Genomic DNA, 21,881 nt, shown 5'->3' with positions numbered 1-21,881 from the left:
GCCCCTTTATGAAACGTCTATATTCAGGTAGCTTCCCAGCCTGCCGAACGCCTCTGCGCTCCGCCGGGCAGCAGGATCTCCTTCTGCCGCTTTCTTCCGTATCCCGGGATAGAAGGTCTCCCTGAGAAGAAAGTAACTGTTCTGGGGCAGCCAGAGGTTCATCGCAAGGTCGAGCGGCGCCACGAGGCCGGCCACGGCACTGGCGTTCTCCAGGATCGCTCCCTCCCGTCCGTCTCCATTCCGGCCGCAGTCACGAACGATACGCTCCATCGCGGCATGCAGCCATCGGGGCACGAGATAGGAGAGGGCTTCCGTATCGAGGGGGATCCCCCATCTCCGGCTCTCTTTTATGAGGCGGTCGAGCCGTTCGGTATCGACCGCTTCGGCCGAGAGGCCTCTCTTCATATCGACATTGATGATATGCTCTGCTGCGACGCGCATTACCGGGGGCAGGGCGATCTCGAGGGCGCTGAGGAAGTTCATCACCGGGCTGCTCCGCTCGTAAATCTCCCTGAACTCCGCTTCGATGCCGGTATGGGTCGACTCGAGGATATGGTCGATGATCTTCCTCTGCTCATCCCTGAAGAGGTGCGCGAGCGAGTAGTTCGTCGCCCCGAAGTGCTTTTCGATGATGCGCATGACCTCTGTCGCCGCGCCCCTCTCGAAGGCAGCAATGATGCTGCCGCTGATAGCGGCGAAGCCGTCACCCGCCGAGAAGTCCCGGATGCCGGTCTTGAAGCTGTGGTCGCCGAAGTGAAGTACGGCAAAGCACTTCGTCGCCCTCTCCCGGGTAAAGTCCGCGGCGGTATGGACGATCCCGGTGGCGAGGGTGAACTTGCCGCTCTTCATTCTCCGGTAGGGGGCGCTCTCGAGGGTGAAGTTATAAATCTTCATATGTTCCGGGGCCTCTTTGAAGAGCGAGGCGATGGCATAGTGCGCGGTAACGCGGGAGAGGTCCACTTTCGAAGGGACGACCAGGCGCTCGTAGCTCTCCGCTGCATGGGCGTCGTAGTTGCTCGGCGCTTTCTCGAGGTCGGTGATAAAATTCGGTTCGAGAGAGTAGCCGAAGAGCTCGGCTGCCCGCTGCATCGCCCGCGCGGCATACTTCATCACCTGAACGGTCTCGAGCCCCGAAACCTCATCATAAAACCAGCCGCAGCTCGTATACATCGCCATCGCATGCCGCTGGAGCTCGAGCAGCTTGAGGACCCTCGTCGTTTCTTCGGCGGAGAGTGCCCAAAGGGCGTGCCGGCTGATGAATCGGTCGACGTTTTCCCGCGAGCGGTCGAGGATGCAGCCGATGTAAGCATCCCGCATCGCCCAGGGGTCTCGCACATAATCCCGCATATCGTGCTCGTAGGCGGGGATCAGCTCGTCGCGCAGCTCGTCCAGGGCATCGCGGAGGGGTCTCCGCCACTTCTGGTGCCAGCGGGGGAACTGTCCCGAGTTGCAGCCGCAGTCGCTCCGCCACCGTTCGACGCCATGGACACAGCTCCAGGAGGAATTTTCGCGGAGCCGCACCTCGTGGGTCGGCGGGTGCTTCTCGAGGAACTCGGCGTAGTTGGTGAGCTTCGCAAGACCCTTCGACTCTATGGTGTGCAGGCAGTAGGCGAGCGCCATGTCGCCGAATTTGTGGTGGTGGCCGTAGGATTCGCCGTCATTTGCGATATGGGCGAGCTGGACCGGCGCGCTGCCGGGCTTGAATATTCCGGTCAGGCGCTCGACAAAGGCGTCGCCCGCATCGCTTCTCTTGAGGAGCCCGGCCCCGGCGATCGCATAGGCGGTCGAGCCCTCGTAGAAGAAGAGCGTTATCGATCTGCCCGACGGGAGGGTGCAGCGGTAGGGAATGGTGGTATCGATCGCTCCCCACTCGACCTCCTGCCACTCCGCGGCGCCGCCTATCCTCCTGATATGGGTGCCCTGCCAGGGCGCGAGGATGGTGAAGGCGATGCCGTGCTCGGCGAGGATATCGAGGGTCTCGGAATCGGCGGCGCACTCGGGGAGCCACATTCCCTCGGGATCGCGGCCGAAGCGCTTCCGGAAGTCTTCGACGCCCCACACCACCTGGGTGCGCTTATCGCGGGGCGCGGCGAGGGGCATGATGACGTGGTTGTAGATCTGCGCAAGGGCTGAGCCGTGGCCCGAGAAGCGCTCCCGGCTGAGCTTGTCCGCCGCTATGATAAGCTCGTACGTCCCGGGCTCGTTCTCCTCCATCCACGACAGGAGCGTCGGCCCGAAGTTGAAGCTCATATGCGCGTAGTTATTGAAGATGCCGGCGATCTTTCCCGCCTTGTTCATGAGCCGGGCAGCGGCATTGGGCCGGTAGCATTCGGCGGTGATGCGCTCGTTCCAGTCGTGGTAGGGATAGGCCGAGTCCTGCACCTCGACCGTCTCGAGCCAGGGGTTCTCGCGCGGCGGCTGGTAGAAATGACCGTGAATGCAGAGGTAGCGCTCCATCGAACACCTCTTCCGGAAATCGTTATGCCGGGCTTATGCAATAGCCGGCGTCGGTGACGGCTCTGCCTTTTCGAGCGTGCACATGACGCGCAGGTGACTGCTCAGTTCGCAGAAGCGCTCGATCCAGCGCTCTGCAGCCTCGTCGCCGCCCTTCGCCCTCTCCTGCATGGCGCCGAGCAGCGCCTCCTTGAGCCCGTAAAAGGTATTCTGCGCCTTCCAGAGCGTGAGGTCCAGATCGAGAGGTTCGATCGCCCTGAGTGCTTTTATGGCTTTATCGAAATGATCGAGGTTCTCCGCATCCTGTGAGACCGTATCCATAAGCGTGTTCGCCCAGGCGGATACCGTATAGGCGATTCCGGGCTTGTCGAGGGTGAGCGACCACCGCTGCGACTCCTGGATCAGGCGGTCGAGCTTTTCGAGGTCGATCTCTCCGGTCTTGAAGAGGCGCTTCATATCGAGATTGACGATATACCCGGAAGCGAGGACGATCGGTGCGGGGAGCGGGATATTGGTGGCGCTGAGGAAGTTCATGACCGGGCTGTTGAGCTCGTATATTTGGCGGTAGGACGCCTCGATGCCCGAGTGGGTCGCTTCGAGGATATTATCGATAACTTTCCTCTGCTCATCCCTGAAGAGATGCCAGAGCGAAAAGTTATTGACCCCGAAGTGGGAGTCCATGAGCTGGATCACCTCTGTCGCATCGCCCCGCTCGAACGCGGCACGTACCTCCTGCTGCATGGCGGCAAAGGCATCGGGACCCCTGAAGCTCCTCACCCCTCCGTTGACGTTGTGGTCGCCGAGGTGGAGCACCGCAAAGGTGACCGTATCCTCGTCCCAGGTATAATCCGACCGGATATGCGCCTTGCCGGCGGCGAGGGTGAATTTTCCTGTCTTCACTTTCTCGTAATTTCCCGTATCCACCGTGTGGTTGAAGATGCACATCGACTCGGGATACTCCTCGAAGAGCGACGATATCGCGTAGTGGGCGGCGATCCTGAAGAGGTCGATCTTTGCGGGCTTGACGTACCGTTCGTAAACCTCGGCGCCGCTCGGGAGGACATTGCTCGGCGCCAGCTTCAGGGCGTCGACGAACTGCTGCTCGAGGGAGAGACTGAAGACCTCCTCGGAACGTTGGATCGCCTTTGCCGCGTAGGCCAGGACCTGGACCGTCTCGATGCCCGAGATCTCGTCGAAGAACCAGCCGCAGCTCGTATACATGAGCATCGCATGGCGCTGTGCTTCGAGGAGCTTCAGGACACGCCGCTTCTCTTCGGCTGAAAGCTCTTTGGATGCATGCGCTTTCAGGAACCGCTCGACGTTGTCGACGGAACGGTCGAGGACGACATCGATGTAGTCGTCCCGGGCTGCCCAGGGGTCCTTGAGATACTTTGCGGCCTCGTGCTGGTAGGCGGGAATGAGCTGATCGCGCACCGTGTCGAGCGCTTCGCGCAGCGGCCTGCGCCACTTCTGGTGCCAGCCGCCATGCATGCCCGAGTTGCAGCCGCAGTCGCTCCGCCACCGTTCGACCCCATGGATGCAGCTCCAGGAGGAGTTGTCGAAGATGCGGACCTCGTGGGTCGGCGGGTGGCTCGCCAGGAATTCGCCGTAGGTAGTGATCGTGGCGAGGTCATTCGACTCGATATGGTGAATGCAGAACGCCAGCGCCATGTCGCCGAAACGGTGGTGGTGACCGTAGGTCTCGCCGTCGGTCGCGATATGGACGAGTTGGGGCCAGTCTCTCGCGCCGTCGTCGGTGAAGGCGCTCAGCAGCCGTCCGGCAAAGACCTCGCCGCTCGTCAGCATGCCTTCGAAAGCAATGCCCTGCGATATAGGGCCGTCATAGAAAAAGAGGTGTATCGTTCTTCCCGAGGGAAGGTTGCAGAGATAGACGGTGGTGGGGTCGATGCGCCCCCCCTCTACGCTCTGCCACTCGGCATTCTTCTCCAGTCTCCTCACCTCCTTCGCCTGGCGCGGGGCGAGGATGGTGAAGGCGATGCCCTGCTCGGCGAGAGTGTCGAGGGTCTCGGTATCCACCGCGGTCTCGGGCAGCCACATGCCTTCGGGGTCTCTTCCGAAGCGCCTCTTGAAGTCCCGTATTCCCCATATCACCTGGGTCCGTTTGTCGCGCGTATTGGCGAGGGGCATGATCATATGGTTGTAGCACTGCGCGAGGGCCGAGCCGTGGCCCGAGAAGCGCTCCCGGCTGAGCCTGTCCGATTCGATGATGCTCTGGTACGCCTCGGGCTGGCTCTTTTCCATCCACGACAGGAGCGTCGGCCCGAAGTTATAGCTTATGCTCGAGTAGTTGTTGACGATGCCGAGGATTCTTCCCTCGCCGTCGAGGAGCCGGGAGGCGGCGTTCGGGGCATAGCATTCGGCGGTGATGCGCTCGTTCCAGTCATGATAGGGGTACGCCGAATCCTGCACCTCGACCGTCTCGAGCCAGGGGTTTTCGCGCGGCGGCTGGTAGAAATGACCGTGAATACAGATGTAGCGCTCCATCATACCCTCCTCTTCTGCGCATCGAGTGAATAAGGAAAGAGTGTACGACCATACAGCAGGGAACAGTCGCCTGGTTATTGCTGAGCTGGAAGCCGCGGATAGCAGACAAAAAGATATAACACCTGTTTAAATTGTAGCAGAAAAGGAGAGAAGATCAAGCGCCTTGCCTCTCCCAAATGAATACCCGTGCGCTCGAGGGGGCGAGGGAGGTGGTGACGTCGCCGGTCGTGGTGATGCCCGTACCCGTGAGCGCCTCCCGCCAGGTTCCGGGACGGGGAAAGGGAATGAAGACCGGCTGCTCGCGGGGAGAGAAGTTGACCGCAACGAGGGCGTCGTTGCCCCGGTCATCCCAGCGGCGGTAGACGAGCGTCTTCTGGCCGCTGTACCGCGCCGCCACCGAGTAGTTCGCTGAGCGGAGCGCCGGAGATTCCTTTCGCAGGCGGCAGAGTGCGCGAACATGCTCATAGAGCTGCCGGCCCGCATCGGTTTCGAGCTTATCCCAGTGGAGGGGGTTCCGTTCGAGCGTCTTCTGGGTATCCTCTCCCCACTCCTGCCCGTTGAGGAGCATGGGCTCGCCGGGCAGCGTCATGATTACCGTCGCCCCGAGCGCCGCCTTGCGGTATGCTTCCTCTTCGGTAAGGCCGACCACGCGCGTATCGTGGATGATCCGTTCTTCATCGTGGCTCTCGAGGAAGTTTACGGCCCGCCAGACGGTATCGTAACCGGTGCTCCGGGGATCGAAGTAACTGGTCACCTTTTCGAATTCGTTCCAGTTGTGCTCGTCGAGCTGCCCCTGCCTGAGGAGCGCCACGAGGGCATAGCGGGCGATGACATGCCAGGAACCGTCGAACCCGCTCTCGACGATGAGCCTCGGCCTCTCGGGGCTGTGCTCCGCAATGAGCCATGCCTCCGGATCTGCCTCCCTCCCGCAGCGCGCCAGGAAGGGGATACCGCAGCCGTCTTTCGCTCCTATTCCGTAAAGATAGTCGAACCGCAGCCCGTCGAAGCGGAACTCCTGCAGCCAGTAGGTGATGACATCGCGGGCGAATTCCTGAGTTGCTCTCTTGGTGTAGTCGAGCGAGGGAAAGCCGAAATGGTTCGGCTCGCCGAGGCCGGGACCGTACCACGGACTCTCCTCAAGGGGATAGAGCTTTGCGAAAGGATGTCCTCTGCTCGTATGGGCGAGGACGATATCGAGGACCACGCCGATGCCGCGGCTGTGGGCCGTATCGATGAGCGAGCGGAGCTCGTCGGCGGTGCCGAAGGCGCTGTTGACCGCGAAGAAGTCCGTAGGGTCATACCCCCATCCCTCGCCGCCTTCTGCAGTGAGGACAGGCATCAGCTCGATAGCAGTGATGCCGAGGTCTTCCAGATAGTCGAAGCGTTCGACCACTCCCTTGAAGTTCCCCTCCGGACTGAAGTCCCTGATGTTCAGCTCATAGATGATGAGGTCTTTGAATGCCGGGCGGTCCCAGGTTGCGTGCTGCCACCGGTAAGGCCTCTGCCCTGCAATGAGGACGGAGCAGGGCTCGCCGCTCTCCGGGTCCCGACCCGCGGCGCGGGCATAGGGATCGCAAATCGCCAGGCCGCTGTCAACGAGATACCGGTACTGGTAGGTTCCGGAAGAGAGCTGCTTTTCGGTCCACCAGAGGCCCTCTTCAGCCTCTTCCATCGGATCAGCCTCGCGGTCCCATCCGTTGAAACTCCCGACGAGGCGGACCGAGCTCTTGCCCGGAGCATAGAGGACGAACGTTACCGTTCCGCCGCCGTGGTCGACAGCGCCCTGCGGGAGCGGCCGGGTTACTGCTGTTGGTGCTTTGTCCGCCACGCTTGAGCTCCCTTCTCTCTTTTAAGGTTTTTCGTATCCTGTGGGCCGCAGCTCGATATCGAAGCGGCGCGGATCGTGCGAAAAGAAGAGCCCGCCCTTGCGTTCCGAATGTGCGGGAAGATAGTCGAGGAGCGCCTCGCTCGTCTCTACCGTTTTTCCGTTCAGAGTGAGCCTCCCTTCGATCCTGAGCTTCGAGGCGGTCGAGCCTCCCTTGTTGATTGCGCGGAACGTAACGAGAAAGGTGGTAGAGGCGTTGTGAACTGCACCCGCCTGCACGCTGATATCCGGCGGTGATTCGCCCCCGGTGAGCTCTCTGTAGAGCAGGAAGCTCAGGGAGCCGAGCACCAGCACGATGCCGATACCGGTCACCACCCATTCCCAAAACGGTGTACTCTCCCTCTGGTGCTGACCCTTGTCACTCGCCATGACGCCCCCCTTTTCGCGGTCTTTCCCTCAGAGCACGAGCCGCGCAACAGCAGCGCCGAGTGCTGCGGGAAAGCCGAGCACGAACACTGCTTCGATGGTTTCGAACACCGCTGTGCCCTCCAGCCTCCCGAAGGTCCAGAGCAGGTAGAGGCTGATCAGGAGGGCCACGGCATAGCCGACCACGGTGAAGCGGAGGAAGACGCTCCAGAGCGGCGTGCCCTCCGGGACCGTTGCATGGCCGCGGAACTCGACGGCATAGACAAAGGCATGGAGCAGGAGCATCGATACCAGTGCAAGGGCGACCGTGTGCCAGCCGGACATTTTGTAGGAGAGCAGCAGCATCTCCTCCGTCGGCGCCACATTGAGGGCGAGATACACGGCTCCGACACCCATGAGGAAGAGCTCCCCCAGGTACCGGTGGCTCTCCCTCCTCTCCCGTGGTTGCGCTTTTCCTCCACCCAGCTGGGTTCTCGCCAGCATGGCCCCGATGCTGCCGGGGATAGCCTGGATGCCGACTTTTCCTATCGCGTCGTCGAGACTCGTATCGGCCGTTACGATGTCCAGGAGGAAGAGTATTCCCGCAGCCGAGGCAAATCCCACGGCAAGAGCTACGAAGGCGTCCTGCAGGTCCTCCTGCCACCGGAAGGTCTCCTCGAAGCCGGCGTGGTAGGAGAGAATGGTGAGGACGGGCACGGCAAGGAAGAGCAAGAGGGCGAGCCGGAGGCGGTCCATATAGAAGCCGAGCCACCACATCTCCATGGTCATCAGCATCGGCAGGGAGAAGAAGAGCGCTCCGCCGAAAGCGCGGGCGAGGTCGATCAGGAAGCGGCTGTCGGCGCTCCGGTCCTGCTTTTGGGGACTCTCATTCGTGCTCATGTGCTTGCACTCTCCGCTCAACACCGGCGCAGGCAGCTATCCCGGCAGGAGGGAGCGGTATATGAAGAGATTGCGATCAGCGGAGGACGGTAGACGCCGGGGAGGGAGGCCTCTCTATGTAAAGCATAAAAGCCGGGCGGTATCCTGTCAAGCACGAAAGCCGCCGTTATCATGCAGCGCGGCAGCAACTTGACTCCCTCGAACAAAGGTCTACAATTTAAATAGAAAGAGAGGCGATATCGGGGATCATAACGAGAACAACGAGAAAAAGAGGAGGTGCTTTGATGATGGATGACAAGGAGATTATCGAGAAGTTGAGCAGTCTCTGCCAGCTCGACATCGATGCATTCCATGCGTACGGAAGGGCCCTCGAGCATATCGAGGCCGCGATGCTGCGGGACCAGATCGCGAAGTTCCAGAGCGACCACGAGCGGCATGTTACCGATCTCTCGGCCCTCATCAGTCGGCTCGGCGGCAAACCGCCGGAGTTCTCGCGGGACTTCAAGGGATTTCTCCTTGAGGGCTTTACCGCCCTGCGCAGCATGACCGGTACTGAGGGCGCGATGAAGTCGCTGAAGAGCGCCGAGGAGATGACCAACAAGCGGTATGGGGACGCCCGTTCGTGGGATATGCCCCTGGACATCATCTCCCTTATCCAGAGCAACTTCGAGGATGAGCAGCGCCATCTCCATTACGTAGAGCAGTCCATAGACAACCGCGTCTGGGAGGCTGCGGGAGTCTCGCCGAAGTAGCTCTTCTCAGAGGTCGCAGCCAAAGAGGCCCCGAAAAGCAGCCCGCTCTTCGGGGCTTTCTAATGGAGGTAAGGCCTGCCAAGGCCCGCCAAGAAATGATAGGATTACTGCAGAGTTGTCGGAAAGATTAGTACTGAGGAGGGATTTCCATGAAGGCTCTCTACTATGATACGCTCGAGGGATACCGGGGGATCAAAGCCGGCGATATGCCGATGCCGGAGGTCGGGGATGATGAGGTGCTGGTCAGGATCAAGGCCTTTGCCCTGAATCACCTCGATATCTGGGTGATGGAAGGCAAGTACCCGGCCCACATCTCCCTGCCCCATATCTTCGGCTCCGATGCTTCGGGAATCGTCGAGGAGGTCGGGAGCACGGTGACCGGTATCGTTCCCGGCGAAGAGGTGATCGTTTATCCCGGGCTCTCCTGCGGCTTCTGCGAACGTTGTCTCAGCGGAAGAGATAATGAATGTGATGATTTCTCAATTCTCGGGGTCATACAGAATGGTGTAGCGGCTGAGTATGCAAAGGTTCCCGCAGCGAACATCTTTAAAAAGCCCGAGGGGCTCACCTTCGAGGAGGCTGCGGGCATCGGCATTACCTACACCACGTCATGGAACTCCCTCGTGCTGCGGGCAGGTATCGGGCAGGGCGATACCGTGCTGGTACATGCCGCAGGAAGCGGCGCCGGCACAGCGCTCATTCAGGTCGCCCGGCTCTTCAACGCACGGGTGATAACCACGGTGGGTGATGACTGGAAAGGTGAAAAAGCAAAAAGCCTGGGAGCTGAACACGTCATCAATTATAAGAAGGAAGATTTTGCGGAGGCGGTGCAACGGATCACCGGCGGCGGACTGGCCGATATCGCCGTCGATCATGTCGGCGCTGCAACCTTCAACAAGTCCCTTTCGAGCGTCAAGCGGGGCGGCAAGGTCGTCACCTTCGGCTCGACGAGCGGGGACGAGGCAGCGGTGAGCCTGCGCTATATCTTCGGAAAGAACATAACGATTCACGGCGTCTACATGGGGCCGAAGGCAGCCTTCGTTAATTGCCTGAAGCTCTTCCCCGGCCACCTGCGGACGGTGGTCGATTCGGTGTATGCGATGGACGATGCGCAGAAGGCGTACGAAAAACTGCTGAGCAGGCAGTTCTTCGGGAAGATAATCGTCACGATTTAGGAGAAGAGAGGAAAGAAAGCTCTTCGGGCGCGACGCTCTGTAAGACTTTTAACGAATAACCCTTAGTTGAGCATCAGGAAGTAGGGGATGCGGCTGCGCATCCCCCCGCACACTTCTCGACGCGATACAGTACCTCCAAGCAACAAGAGCTATTCAGAATGCATGATGTCAACGGACTCCCTTGCCTCCTTTATTGCATCTGTATCAGCAGGTCGCCGCCGCCGATGCTCATCGGGCCTGCCGCATAGTACGCGCTGCCGTCGGGCTTCCGGATGGTGATGCCGAAGCTGTCGGGCGCCCCATCGGTCACGACGGCGGTGAAGGTGTAGCCACCGGCGCCGTTGGCGGTGCCGGTTCCATTGATAACAGCTGTGTTGCCTGACACCGCTGCTGAGGTGATCCCGGTGCTCACGAAGTTCATCCTCGTTTTAGCGTAGTAGTACCTGAGCGAGCCTGTCGGCGTGGGGCCGGTCACGGTATCAATCGAGAAGGTCGCGCGGTAGGCCGTGGTCTCGGGGTAGATGAAGACAGTGCCCGATACCCGGTAGACGAGAGAGGCTACCGTCAGCGTCGTCGAGGCCGTGCCGGTAGCGCCGAAGGTGTCCGTCACCGTGAGCTGCACCGAATGGGTTCCGACGCCCAGTGTGTTCACCTGCGCTGCCGAGAGTGCCGGCGTTGCGCCCGTCAGGATGTATGTGCCGTTGCCGATATTCCAGTGATAGCTCACGATGCTGTCGTCGCAGGAGGTATTAGGGTCGGATGACGCGCTCCCGTTCAGTGCCAAGCCGCTGCCCAGATCAATAGAGTACGGTCCGCCCGCGTTCGCCACCGGCGCCAGGTTTCCCTGATTGATATTGACCTCTATCGCGGACGTGTCCGTCCTCGCGGGATTGTTATTATCGGTCACTGTGAGCGTCGCCTTATACGACCCATAGGCACTGTAAGCATGCGAAACTGTAACGCCGCTGTCCTTTGTCCCGTCGCCGAAGCTCCAGGCGTAGCTCACGAGGCCCCGGTCAGGATGGTTGTGATGCGAGCCGCTGGCGTCAAACGCCACTGCCTTGCCGCAGGCTGCCGGGTTCGGACTGACCGTGAAGCTGGCAACGGGAGTGTTGTCATAGATCGACAAGGTCGTCGACGATAGGGCGATAGACCCGAAGGAATCGGTAACCCTCAGCATGATGGCATGAGTTCCCACCCCGAGCGCGTTCACCTGCGCTGCGCTCAGCGACGGTGTCGCTCCGGTCAAATTAATCGCTCCTTTGCCGATGCTCCATTGATAGATCACGATACTGTCCCCGCAGGAGGTGTTCGGATCGGTTGACCCGCTGCCGTTGAGGACGACTGTACTCCCGAGGTCAGCTGTGTACGGACCGCCCGCGTTAGCTATCGGTGCAACATTCCCTTGATTGACATTGATTACTCCCGTACTTGTCGCCGTCTTTGGTGGATTACTGCTATCGGTTACGGTCAAGGTAGCCGTATATGTTCCATAAGCTGTGTAGGCATGGGTTACCGCTGCCCCGGTTGCTGTTGCGCCGTCGCCGAAGCTCCAGGCATAGCTGATGCCCTGTCCGCTCGATCCGGTGCCGTCGAACTGCACAGTCTGGCCGCAGGCTGCGGGATTAGGCTGTGCGGTGAAGCTCGCCACCGGGGCGCTGTTGGTGATCGTCAGCGTCGTCGAGGCCGTGCCCGTTGCGCCGAAGGTGTCCGTTACGGTGAGCTGGACGGAATGCGTCCCCACACCAAGGGCGGCTATCTGCGCCCCCGAGAGCGGCGGTGCAGCGCCGGTGAGGATAATCGCCCCGTTATCGATCTTCCAATAGTAACTGACGATGCTGTCGCCGCAGGGGGCGTTGGGGTCAGCGGAGGCGCTGCCGGTGAGCGCTGCCGTCTGGCCGAGTTCCACATTATACGGTCCTCCCGCGTTTGCCACAGGGGGCATGTTCCCCGCGTTGACCGTAACGTAGACCCTTGCGAAGGCCGTCTTGGGCGGAACATTATCATCCGTCACCCGCAGGAGGACATTATGCGTTCCGTTCGATATAAAGCCATGTGTAGTCTGAATGCCGGAAGCATCGGCGGCAAAGACGCCGTCGAAGTCGAAGTCCCATTCATAGTTCACGATGCTGTGTGAGGGGCTGCCGTGGAAGGAACCGCTGCCGTCGAAGGTCACCGCTTGACCGCAGGTGGCGGTGAGGGGTGTGGCGGCGGCTATTGCGAAGGGCACGTTATCTAAGATGGTGAGCGTCGTTGTCGCCGTGGTGGAAGCCCCTATGCCCATTTGTCTGACCCCGAACGAATCGATGGCGGTCAGCTTGATAGTATAGATTCTGCCGCCTGCCAGCGGGGGGTTCAATGCCTGCAGCTGCGCCGCCGTAAACGAGGGAGAGAGGGTGGTGGCGTCGGTTACGTTGTCCCCATTCAGGTCCCACTCGTAGCGGAGCGTGTCCCCGCATACCTCGTTCGGATCAGAAGCGCTTCCGTTCAGGGTGAGGCCGTCGCCCAGATTGATGACATAGGGGCCTCCGGCGCTCACAGTGGGAGCAAGGTTCTGCGACGCAAGAGCGGTAATGGCGGTCTTGAACACATCGGTCTTCGCCGGATTATTGTTGTCCACCACTCTGAGGGCAGCCGTATAGGTGCCGAGTAAGGAATACTGGTATGTCGGCGTTGCGTTGGGGTCGGTGCCGCGCCAGGCCTTCCCGTCGGCGCTGTAGCTGCCGTCCGGGATGGCGCTCCAGTTGACGGAGTTCCAGTCAAACCCGGGTGGCATATCGAATACCCACTGATACTCGGCGATCTGCCCGGAAGGGTCGAGATGGAAAGAGTTCGCATGGCCGAAGGTGACAGTGCCGTTGCCTTCCCCGTAGCAGCCTTCCATCACCGTAAGCGGCGAAGCGCTGCCCATGGCGACGGGGCGCAGGATGAGCCAGTTGGGCGTCAGGGTCAGGCCCGCATAGGAGGTGCTCAGGACGGGGCCGTAGAAACGGGGGCTGTAGAGCACGCTGCCGATCGGCCAGAGAGCGTCGAGCCAGTGGCCGTCGCCGAACTGGTTGCGGATGAGATAGGTTGAGAACTCCCGCTTCCAGTTGTGGTTGGCCACCACGCTGAAGTCGGACGCGTTCGGCAGTGTCCCGAATGCCTCGGCGAAGCCGAACATGGACTGCAGGTTGCCCATGCGATCGGTCCGAAGGTAGGGCGTTGAGTTGGTGCCGTTGTCGTTATAGAAGAGACCCGACACCCAGTTATCGCCGTCGACCTGGAAGGAGAGCCACTTGCTGCCCACGCCGGTCACATAATCATTGAAGATCTGCCTCGCCTGGCCCCTGGTGATGGGGTTCCCGGCGTAATCGTTGGTGAGCACCGTTGCATCGGAAGTATTGTATTGGCTCCAGCCGAGGAAGCCGAGGGCGATGAGGGTATCGCCGGTCTCGGAGAAGTTGCCCGTGCCGAGCCATCTACTGCCGGACACATAGAGGGCGAGTTTCGACGTGGAATCCTGATTGTACTTGAAATAGCTCATTGCACGGTTGCGCACGCGGTTGTTCACGTAGACGCCGTCGCCGCGCATGCCGTCGTGCGCCGCCGAAAGGCCCATGAAGATGCCCCGGACGAAGTCCTCGTGGTTATTGGCTTCGGGACCGTTGGGAAAGTAGTACCAGCCGCCGTAATGGAGGCCGGGGGTATCGATCTGGGCGTAAACAATATAATCCGCCATCTGCTGCACGATGAATTCGATGCTGCGGCCCTGGACATAGGTCGCGTGGCCTACCTGGGCCACCGTTCCCGCCAGGCCCGAATAGGAAATCGCGGCGAGGGGCAGCGTGCCGTCCGCCCACACTGAGAAAGAGGCGAAGCCGAAGTGACTCGACAGCCCTATGCCGTCGTTCGTGCCGGGTATGGGGGTGGTGCCGTCGTCGGCCTCGTCGACGGTGTCGATAGCGATGGCGTTCAGGCCCGAGAGCAGGTAGTTGAACAGGCGAATCCCATCTTCGGCATAGGGGTCGTTGTTCCAACGGAAGTCATTTGCGTCGGCAAAGCCCGCGGGGGAGGCGCCGCTGTAGGTCCCGGCCGGATAGGCGGGCGGATGGCCTGTCTTCTCATAAAGCAGGAGCGCCGCTGCGGCCGTCGCGCGCGGGGCCCCGGTGGTTGTGGGAATGTTGCCCGTGATGGCGGCGCCTGTTCCGGCGCGATTGGCAATATTGAGGTGCTGGTACCAGAGCGCCTCGTCCACGGCCACGGCGCGCATCACTTCGAGCTGCTCGTCGGTGGCGTTCTGGGGCAGCGCCGTGCCGTTGTTGCTCGGGTCCGTCTGGGCGGGAACGTCGGCCCGGACAAAGATCGGGTAGGTGGCGAAGACATCGGGCTGGCCCGGTATCGAGAGGCGCACGGTGAAATGGAAGAACCTGTTCGTCGCCTGTGTAGGGATCGTGATTGTCTTGCCGAGGTCGTAGCACGTCGTCCCCTCGGGTGTGCCGTCGACGCACTGCCTCAGCACCTCGTCAGGTTCATCGTCGAAGGAACCGTCGCCGTCGATGTCCCAGCGGAAGCGGGCAGACTGGGCCTCGGCAACGCTCGCAAAGCCCCGGGCAATCGCCTTGAGCGTGGTCTTGTGTCCGTTATAGGCAAGATGGGGGATCGCCGGGTCTGCGGAGTTCGCGGGGACAGTGATGACCTCCGGCGCGGCCCAGGCCGGAGCGCCGTCAGAAAACAGCGCCAACCCGAGGATCAAAAACAGTATGGCAAAGAAGAATATCGCATTTTCTTTTCGCATGATTACTCCCTTCCTTAATATGAACAAGCGATAAAATAGACGCAAAACCTGCAGTTAATTGACTGCAAGCAATGTGCCATTGCCTGACAAGATTATTCTGCTGATTTCTAAGATTTTTCAGTTCAGGGTGGGAGAAAAATGTTAAGTTTTCCGACATGATGTCGGAAAACTTAACATTTAGTGTGTTTCGTGCCGTGGTAACGAGGATCGTTATGCTGGGCGAGTCTGCGAGAGAGATTATCGGTATGGCCTATATAAAACTGTGATGATGAGGCGCTCTTCACTATGTAAACGAAATAGGGCAAGATAACCGATTACGAGGCCGGAGAGAGTGGCTCCCGGGGAGGGATTCGAACCCCCGACAGGGTGGTTAACAGCCACCTGCTCTGCCGGCTGAGCTACCCGGGAAATCTCACTTCACCTGTTTTGCACTACTATCAATCTCCGGGCAGGCCCTCCGTAGGGCGGTTAATCCGCCTGAGGCGGACTCTGCCGGCTGAGCTACCCGGGAATTTTCAGTGCATCAGGTTTTTATATCAGAAACAGTAATACCTTGTCAAATGAGAGCCCGTAACAATAATGCACTGCAATCCCACAGGCTGACGGTCGCTACGAAACCTCTATCTTGATCTCTTTAGGCTTCGACTCCTCTTTTTTTGGAATGACCAGCTCGAGTATTCCGTTCTTGAAAGACGCCTTCGCCCGTTCGCTCTCGACCTCGACGGGCAACGGGATGGTCCGGGAGAAGGCGCCGAAGCTGCGCTCGCTCAGGTAAACGGTCTCGTCTCCCGCCTCTTCCTCCCGCCTTACTTCGCCCCTGATAACCAGGGCCTCCTTGGTTATCGAGAGGTCGAGGTCCTCTTTCGCGACGCCGGGGAGCTCGGCCCGTATCACGATTTCCGTGCCCCGGTCGTACATATCGATGTTCGGAACCACGACTCCCGTCTCTGTTTTCGGTGTCCAGCTCCTTTTCCTCCGCGCCGGGGAAAGGAACTCCTCGAACAGCCTGTCCATATCCCTTCGCATCTCTTCGAGCTCCTTCAACGGGCCCCACTTCATAACCGACATAGCCGCCTCCTTATGTGATTGCGGGAGCGGTCAAGGCGAGGCAGGAGACCCCCTCAGCGTTAACCGCTCCCGATTGTTTATTATCCGACCACTTCTCCCACTGCGAGCGTGTTGAATACGAGATGGCCGTCTGCGTAGTCCACTTCGACCACGTCGCCCTCCTTGAAGGTGCCGTCGAGGAGCTTCATCGCCAGGGGGTTGAGTATCTCCTTCTGTATCGCCCGCTTCAGGGGCCGGGCGCCGTAGACCGGATCGTAGCCGATCTTCGCGATGTGCTCCTTTGCCGCATCGGTCAGGGCTATATCGATCTTCTTCTCCTGGAGATACTTCTTCATCCTGTTCACCTGGATCTCGACGATGCTCTTCAGCAGCTCCTCGCTCAGCGGATTGAAGATGAGGATATCGTCGACCCTGTTCAGGAATTCGGGCCTGAAGAAGGCCTTGAGATCCTCCATTACCCTGGAGCGCAGGCTGTTGTCCTCGCCCACCCAGTAGGCGGCCGGTCTCTGGGCCCGCTCCTCGAGCAGCTCCTGGATGTGGGTGCTGCCTATGTTCGAGGTCATGATGACCACGGTATTCCTGAAATCGACCGTCCTGCCGTGGCCGTCCGTCAGCCGCCCGTCGTCGAGGAGCTGGAGCAGGACGTTGAAGACCTCGGGGTGCGCCTTCTCGACCTCGTCGAAGAGGACGACCGAATAGGGTTTCCTGCGCACCGCTTCGGTGAGCTGGCCGCCCTCCTCGTAGCCCACATAGCCCGGAGGCGCGCCGATCAGCCGCGAGACCGTATGCCGCTCCTGGTACTCCGACATATCGATACGCACCACCGCCGTTTCATCGTCGAAGAGGAACTCGGCAAGGGCCTTTGCGAGCTCCGTCTTGCCGACGCCGGTGGGCCCCAGGAAGAGGAACGAGCCGATGGGCCTGTTGGGGTCCTGGATTCCGGCGCGGGCCCTCCTGATCGCATTCGATACCGCCACGATCGCCTCGTGCTGGCCGATGACCCGCCGCTTCAGGTTGTCCTCCATCTTGATCAGCTTCTGGACCTCGCTCTCGAGCATTCTCGAGACCGGGATCCCGGTCCACTTCGAGACGACCTCGGCGATGTCCTCTTCGTCCACCTCTTCCTTGAGCATTCTCCGCCGCGCCTGGTTCTCCGCGAGCTTCTTGCTCCACTCGTCGAGCTGTTTCTGCAGCTCGAGGAGCTTTCCATAGCGCAGCTCAGCGGCCCTGGCGAGGTTGCCCTCACGCTCGGCCATATCGGACTCGATCTTCGCCTTCTCGATCTGCTCCTTGATGTCCCTGATCTTTTGAATGACCTCCTTCTCACCCATCCACTGAGCCCTGAGTGCATCCCTCCTCGACTGGAGCTCGGCTGCTTCGCGGCCCAGCTTGTCGAGCTTCTCCCGCGCGTCCCCGGAGCCGTCGTCGCGCATCACCGCCTGCCGCTCGATCTCGAGCTGGCGCAGCCTGCGCTCGATCTCGTCGAGCTCGATGGGCATGCTGTCGATCTCCATCCTCAGCCGTGCCGCCGACTCGTCGATGAGGTCGATGGCCTTGTCCGGGAGAAACCGGTCCGTTATATACCGGTGCGACAGCACCGCAGCGGCGACGAGCGCCGAATCTTTTATCTTCACGCCGTGGTGCACTTCGTACCGCTCCTTGAGCCCCCGCAGGATCGAGATGGTGTCTTCGACCGAAGGCTCCTTGACGAGGACGGGCTGGAACCGCCGCTCCAGGGCCGGGTCCTTCTCGATATACTTGCGGTATTCGTTGATCGTCGTCGCGCCGACGCAGCGCAATTCACCCCGCGCCAGGGCGGGCTTGAGCATGTTCGAGGCATCCACCGAGCCTTCGGCTGAGCCCGCGCCGACGAGCGTATGGAGCTCGTCGATGAAGGTGATGATCTTGCCTTCGGACTGCTCGATCTCCTTCAGCACCGCCTTCAGCCGCTCCTCGAACTCGCCCCTGAACTTGGACCCCGCGACGAGGGCGCCGATATCGAGGGTGACCAGCCGCTTGTCCTTGAGCGTCTCGGGCACGTCGCCGGCAACGATCCTCTGGGCGAGGCCTTCGGCGATGGCGGTCTTTCCGACGCCGGGGTCGCCGATGAGGACAGGGTTGTTCTTCGTCCTCCGCGAAAGCACCTGAATGACCCTTCTTATCTCTTCATCCCTGCCGATGACAGGATCGAGCTTTCCCTTCTTCGCCAGCTCGGTAAGGTCTTTGCCGTACTTTTTCAGCGCCTGGTACTTTTCTTCGGGATTCGGGTCGGTCACGCGGTGGACGCCGCGGATCTCCTGCATGGCGTTCAGTATCGCATCGGGCGCTGCCCCGTTCTTCTTGAGAATCTCGGCAGCAGGGCCGTAGGCGTTCGCGATCGCGAGCAGCAGGTGCTCGACGCTGATGTATTCATCGGTAAGATGGGTCGCTTCCTCGAACGCCTTTTCGAGCACCGCCTTCAGCCGCGGCGAGAGGTAGAGCTGCCCCATCGGCGCCGCGCCCGACACCTTGGGAAATTTTTCTATTTCCTTGCCGATATCTCCCTTCAGCTGGTCGATGCTTACCCCAAGCCGCTGGAGTATCTGGTAAACGATTCCTTCTTCATCTTCGAGGAGGGCCGCAAGCAGGTGCTCCACATCGAGCTGCTGGTTCCCCTTGCGTTCGGCTGTCGCCTGGGCCTCCTGCAGCGCCTCCTGGCTCTTGATAGTCAACTTATCCAGTCTCATCGTAATTCCTCCTTCTTGCAACACTCTATCCGAAAAATAATGTCCCTGCAATAAAGCCTTGTCACTTCTCGCTGAAAATCTTCTGCAGCCGCTGCTCGAACTCCCGCCGCATATCGTCGTCCAGAAACCGCAGCAGATCGTTCATCTCCTCATGCAGCGAGCTCAGCCGCTCTCTCATCCTGAGTATGATATCCACGCCCGCCTTGTTGACCCCCAGCTCCTTGGTAAGCCTGATAACGAGGTCGAGCCGCTCGATATCCTCGTCCGAATAGAGCCGCTGCCGGTTGATGCGGTGGGGGCAGACAAAGCCCTCGCGCTCGTACATCCTCAAGGTCTGGGGATGCACGTCGAGGATCCTCGACACCGCGCTTATCATGTAGACGGGGCTCCTCTTATCCTGTCTCTTTCTAAACATGCTCGCTCACCATCCTCTTCCTCGGGTCCTCCTTGTACAGGGACTCGATCTCCTTGATCGCCTCTTTCGCGCTCTCGGGGATGTTTTTGGGAACGATGATCTTTATCTCCACAAACTCGTCGCCGCGGGCCTTTGTCCGGGGGTGATGGAAGCCCTTGCCGGCGAGCTTGAATCGCTGGCCGCCCTGCGTTCCCGGCGGCAGCTTCATCACCGCCGTGCCGTCGATGGTCGGCACCTCGACCTTTGCGCCGAGCGCAGCCTCTCCGAAGGTCACCGGGAGCTGCACATGGATGTTGTCGCCTTTCCGGGTGAAGATCGGGTGGGGCCTGATCGAGATCTCGATGAGCAGGTCGCCGGCAGGCCCGCCGCCGATGCCGTTATTGCCCTTTCCCTTCAACCGGACCACCGAGCCGTTGTCGACGCCGGCAGGGATCTTTACTTTCATGGTCTCGGTCTGCGCGGTCGTCCCCCTGCCGCCGCACTTCTTGCAGACCGCCGTCACCTTCTTGCCGGTGCCGCCGCACTCGGGGCAGACCTGGGCCATCCGGAAGAAGCCGCGCGACGCCTGTGCCTGCCCTGTTCCTTTGCAGGTAGGGCAGGTCTGGAAGGATTCGGCGCCGCTGCCGCCGCAGGCGTGACAGGCAGCGTTTCTCGTTATCGTAATCGGCCTCGTCACCCCCTTGAATGCATCTTCCAGAGTGAGCTCGATGCCCATCACAAGATCCTCTCCCCGGGCATGATGCGCGGTCCTTCCCGGCCGTGCGCCGCCGAAGATATCGCCGAAGATATCGCTGAAATCGAAGCCCTCGCCGCCTTCGAACCCGCCGAAGCCGCCAAAGCCCCTGAATCCCTCTGCTCCGCCGAACTGTTCGAAGTTCATCCCGCCGCTGTCGTACTGTTTGCGCTTTTCAGGGTCGCCGAGAATCGCGTAGGCCTCGTTGACCTCCTTGAACTTCTCCTCAGCAGCCTTGTCGCCGGGGTTCAGGTCCGGATGATATTTGCGCGCAAGCTTCCTGAACGCCTTTTTAATATCATCCTGCGAGGCTTCCTTGGAAATGCCGAGTACCTTGTAGTAGTCCTTCACGGTCGTCGCCATGGTCTTCACCTCTTTCTTTCCATATGATACCTCTTTAGTCGAATCGTGTCAATATATATTACGCAAGATGCTGTAAAATAATTATCAGTCTTTCCCGGTGGAGTTGCAACAAAAAATACAGAGGGCCATGAATTTCCTGAAATAATGATAATTCATAGCAGTTAGTGAGAATGGTGAGCGTTGGGGGCGGGGAATGGTATGCGAGCGGTATGGTAAACTTGAGTATATGCCGTTAGTAACCATCAGCGCTGAGCATCCTGCCTACGGCGGGCTTACCATAGGTACTCTCGAAGGAAAAGTCGTCATGATCAAAGGGACTATTCCCGGAGAGCGTGTCGAAGCCAGGATCGAGGAAGAGAAGAGCGACTACTGCAAGGCCGCGGCCGTGACCATCGTCGAGCCCTCCCCTGACCGGGTGGCGCCATCCTGCCCCTATTTCGGCGTATGCGGCGGGTGTCAGCTTCAACATATATCCTATAAGCGTCAGGTGCTTATAAAGGAAGAGGTCCTCCGGGGTACGCTGCGGCGCATCGCCGGAATGGATCCCCTCTTCGCTCCTCCTCTCATCCACGAGCCCCCCTGGCATTACCGGCTGAGGGGGCAGTTCAAGGCAGCCGGGGGCAAACTCGGATTTTACAAGGAGCGGACGCGGGAAGTCGTCGATATCGAGTCCTGCCCCTTGATGCACGAGACGATCAATGCGCAGCTCGGAACAGCGCGAAGGCTCCTCGGCAGCTTCGATTTCAAGGAGATTCACCTCTCGTCAGGAGGCGGGGACAGCGGGGTCACCGCCCTGCTTAAAGGCATGAGCGGTTCCCCGAGAGACGCTGGACAGGCCGGAGCCGCGCTGCTCGGCGCGGGCCTGTCCGGGGCGTGTATCGAGATCGGCAAGAAGAGGACGCTCTGTGTCGGGGAACCCCGCATCACGCTCGACCTCCTCGGTTTGGGGTACGCGATCTCGCCGCAGAGCTTTTTCCAGAGCCATTGGGAGCTCAACCGCGAGGTGGTCAGGTACATCAGGGAGCGTCTTTCGCCGCTTCGCGGCAAGAGGATTCTCGACCTCTATTCAGGCGCCGGCAACTTCTCCCTCCCCCTTGCCGGAGAGGCCGAAGCGGTGATCGCCCTGGAAGAGAATCCCTCCGCCGTTCAGGACGGCGAGCGTAACAAGGAGCGCAACCGTATCAGGAACTACCGATTCGTAACGTCGCCGGCAGAACAGCTTGCGGTAAAGGAACGTATCGATATCCTGATCACCGACCCTCCGCGGCTGGGGCTCTCGAACCGGGCGGTCGAAAGGGTCCTCGCCCTCATGCCCGGCTGCATCGTCTATATTTCCTGCAATCCGGCGACACTCGCACGGGATCTGAAAAAGTTAGCTGCCAGGTACGACGTGGAATCGGTCCGCATGATCGACTTCTTTCCGCAGACCTATCATATAGAGTCGCTCGCGATTCTGCGGTTACGGTAAGCTATTTCTTGAGTGATTTGGCGATGTAGACACGGAGCGGGCATTGGCAGAAGAAGGTATCGCCGAAGGGGACCGAGAATTTGCAGCTCCGGGGGCCGTTCTTCTTCTCTTCCAGGCAGATGAGAAATGATTCCAGTCCTATGTCCAGGGCTTTGCAGAGATTATTGAATTTCGAGTTATAGCAGCTTAATGCTTTGGGGCAGGTCAAGCCGTCTATGATCTCTTCCACTTTTGAGCCGTTGTCAGCCATACGAATGAGCCTTCGTATTTACTATATTCTAAACCGGTGAACTTTAACAAGCAGCAAACCTTATT

The 21,881-nt window shown here is 60.1% G+C and carries 15 protein-coding genes and 1 tRNA gene; 3 read left to right on the top strand and 13 right to left on the bottom strand.

Annotated elements, in window-relative coordinates:
• Window positions 1-6: 6 nt before the first annotated feature.
• The 5 genes from AB1805_13285 to AB1805_13265 form a co-directional block, all read right to left on the bottom strand.
• Window positions 7-2,457 (bottom strand): DUF3536 domain-containing protein, encoded by a 2,451-nt coding sequence (locus tag AB1805_13285; GenBank protein ID MEW5746398.1) that lies wholly within the window; start codon window positions 2,455-2,457, stop codon window positions 7-9.
• Between the two features lie 33 nt (window positions 2,458-2,490).
• Window positions 2,491-4,962 (bottom strand): DUF3536 domain-containing protein, encoded by a 2,472-nt coding sequence (locus AB1805_13280; protein MEW5746397.1) that lies wholly within the window; start codon window positions 4,960-4,962, stop codon window positions 2,491-2,493.
• A 151-nt stretch (window positions 4,963-5,113) separates the two neighbouring features.
• The gene (locus tag AB1805_13275) at window positions 5,114-6,787 is read right to left on the bottom strand and encodes an alpha-amylase family glycosyl hydrolase (protein ID MEW5746396.1); all 1,674 of its coding nucleotides are present in this window, start codon (window positions 6,785-6,787) and stop codon (window positions 5,114-5,116) included.
• 21 nt (window positions 6,788-6,808) lie between these two features.
• Window positions 6,809-7,213 (bottom strand): hypothetical protein, encoded by a 405-nt coding sequence (locus tag AB1805_13270; protein ID MEW5746395.1) that lies wholly within the window; start codon window positions 7,211-7,213, stop codon window positions 6,809-6,811.
• Window positions 7,214-7,240: 27 nt separating this feature from the next.
• Window positions 7,241-8,089, bottom strand: a complete 849-nt coding sequence (locus AB1805_13265) for a TIGR02587 family membrane protein (GenBank protein ID MEW5746394.1) — start codon at window positions 8,087-8,089, stop codon at window positions 7,241-7,243.
• 284 nt (window positions 8,090-8,373) lie between these two features.
• Here AB1805_13265 and AB1805_13260 point away from each other — a divergent pair, with 284 nt between their 5' ends.
• Both AB1805_13260 and AB1805_13255 read left to right on the top strand, forming a co-directional pair.
• Window positions 8,374-8,841, top strand: a complete 468-nt coding sequence (locus AB1805_13260) for a DUF2383 domain-containing protein (GenBank protein ID MEW5746393.1) — start codon at window positions 8,374-8,376, stop codon at window positions 8,839-8,841.
• Window positions 8,842-8,990: 149 nt separating this feature from the next.
• On the top strand, window positions 8,991-10,016 hold the full coding sequence (locus tag AB1805_13255; GenBank protein MEW5746392.1) for a zinc-binding dehydrogenase: 1,026 nt from the start codon (window positions 8,991-8,993) through the stop codon (window positions 10,014-10,016).
• Window positions 10,017-10,206: 190 nt separating this feature from the next.
• Here AB1805_13255 and AB1805_13250 read toward each other — a convergent pair whose 3' ends face one another.
• From AB1805_13250 to dnaJ, 7 genes are all read right to left on the bottom strand, one after another.
• The gene (locus tag AB1805_13250) at window positions 10,207-14,793 is read right to left on the bottom strand and encodes a PKD domain-containing protein (GenBank protein MEW5746391.1); all 4,587 of its coding nucleotides are present in this window, start codon (window positions 14,791-14,793) and stop codon (window positions 10,207-10,209) included.
• A 170-nt stretch (window positions 14,794-14,963) separates the two neighbouring features.
• Window positions 14,964-15,098, bottom strand: a complete 135-nt coding sequence (locus AB1805_13245) for a GIY-YIG nuclease family protein (GenBank protein MEW5746390.1) — start codon at window positions 15,096-15,098, stop codon at window positions 14,964-14,966.
• A gap of 27 nt (window positions 15,099-15,125) precedes the next feature.
• A tRNA-Asn gene (locus tag AB1805_13240) sits at window positions 15,126-15,201 on the bottom strand.
• A 201-nt stretch (window positions 15,202-15,402) separates the two neighbouring features.
• The gene (locus AB1805_13235) at window positions 15,403-15,861 is read right to left on the bottom strand and encodes an Hsp20/alpha crystallin family protein (GenBank protein ID MEW5746389.1); all 459 of its coding nucleotides are present in this window, start codon (window positions 15,859-15,861) and stop codon (window positions 15,403-15,405) included.
• An 80-nt stretch (window positions 15,862-15,941) separates the two neighbouring features.
• Window positions 15,942-18,587, bottom strand: a complete 2,646-nt coding sequence (gene clpB / locus AB1805_13230) for an ATP-dependent chaperone ClpB (GenBank protein ID MEW5746388.1) — start codon at window positions 18,585-18,587, stop codon at window positions 15,942-15,944.
• A gap of 61 nt (window positions 18,588-18,648) precedes the next feature.
• Complete coding sequence (locus AB1805_13225) at window positions 18,649-19,002, bottom strand: MerR family transcriptional regulator (protein MEW5746387.1); 354 nt, start codon at window positions 19,000-19,002, stop codon at window positions 18,649-18,651.
• Entirely contained in the window at window positions 18,995-20,098 is a 1,104-nt protein-coding gene (gene dnaJ, locus AB1805_13220; protein ID MEW5746386.1) for a molecular chaperone DnaJ, read from the bottom strand. The genes AB1805_13225 and dnaJ overlap by 8 nt, the downstream gene beginning before the upstream one ends.
• A 226-nt stretch (window positions 20,099-20,324) precedes the next feature.
• On the opposite strand from dnaJ, the gene AB1805_13215 reads away from it, so the two are divergent.
• Window positions 20,325-21,566 (top strand): class I SAM-dependent RNA methyltransferase, encoded by a 1,242-nt coding sequence (locus AB1805_13215; GenBank protein MEW5746385.1) that lies wholly within the window; start codon window positions 20,325-20,327, stop codon window positions 21,564-21,566.
• 1 nt (window position 21,567) lies between these two features.
• On the opposite strand, the gene AB1805_13210 is transcribed toward AB1805_13215, so the two are convergent.
• Window positions 21,568-21,816, bottom strand: coding sequence for a hypothetical protein (locus tag AB1805_13210; GenBank protein ID MEW5746384.1), 249 nt, complete (start codon window positions 21,814-21,816; stop codon window positions 21,568-21,570).
• Window positions 21,817-21,881 lie beyond the last annotated feature (65 nt).

The sequence above is a fragment of the Nitrospirota bacterium genome (assembly GCA_040752355.1).
Taxonomy (GTDB): Bacteria; Nitrospirota; Thermodesulfovibrionia; order Thermodesulfovibrionales; family Dissulfurispiraceae; genus JBFMCP01.
Note: the sequence above shows the minus strand (reverse complement) of the source record. Positions and strands in the feature narration are given on the sequence as shown.

What these genes read in the sequence shown, in the direction of transcription:
- AB1805_13285 (MEW5746398.1), bottom strand. Translation starts at nt 2,457, where the DNA reads ATGGAGCGCTACCTCTGCATTCACGGTCATTTCTACCAGCCGCCGCGC.
- AB1805_13280 (MEW5746397.1), bottom strand. Translation starts at nt 4,962, where the DNA reads ATGATGGAGCGCTACATCTGTATTCACGGTCATTTCTACCAGCCGCCG.
- AB1805_13270 (MEW5746395.1), bottom strand. Translation starts at nt 7,213, where the DNA reads ATGGCGAGTGACAAGGGTCAGCACCAGAGGGAGAGTACACCGTTTTGG.
- AB1805_13265 (MEW5746394.1), bottom strand. Translation starts at nt 8,089, where the DNA reads ATGAGCACGAATGAGAGTCCCCAAAAGCAGGACCGGAGCGCCGACAGC.
- AB1805_13260 (MEW5746393.1), top strand. Translation starts at nt 8,374, where the DNA reads ATGATGGATGACAAGGAGATTATCGAGAAGTTGAGCAGTCTCTGCCAG.
- AB1805_13255 (MEW5746392.1), top strand. Translation starts at nt 8,991, where the DNA reads ATGAAGGCTCTCTACTATGATACGCTCGAGGGATACCGGGGGATCAAA.
- AB1805_13250 (MEW5746391.1), bottom strand. Translation starts at nt 14,793, where the DNA reads ATGCGAAAAGAAAATGCGATATTCTTCTTTGCCATACTGTTTTTGATC.
- AB1805_13235 (MEW5746389.1), bottom strand. Translation starts at nt 15,861, where the DNA reads ATGTCGGTTATGAAGTGGGGCCCGTTGAAGGAGCTCGAAGAGATGCGA.
- clpB (MEW5746388.1), bottom strand. Translation starts at nt 18,587, where the DNA reads ATGAGACTGGATAAGTTGACTATCAAGAGCCAGGAGGCGCTGCAGGAG.
- AB1805_13225 (MEW5746387.1), bottom strand. Translation starts at nt 19,002, where the DNA reads ATGTTTAGAAAGAGACAGGATAAGAGGAGCCCCGTCTACATGATAAGC.
- dnaJ (MEW5746386.1), bottom strand. Translation starts at nt 20,098, where the DNA reads ATGGCGACGACCGTGAAGGACTACTACAAGGTACTCGGCATTTCCAAG.
- AB1805_13215 (MEW5746385.1), top strand. Translation starts at nt 20,325, where the DNA reads ATGCCGTTAGTAACCATCAGCGCTGAGCATCCTGCCTACGGCGGGCTT.
- AB1805_13210 (MEW5746384.1), bottom strand. Translation starts at nt 21,816, where the DNA reads ATGGCTGACAACGGCTCAAAAGTGGAAGAGATCATAGACGGCTTGACC.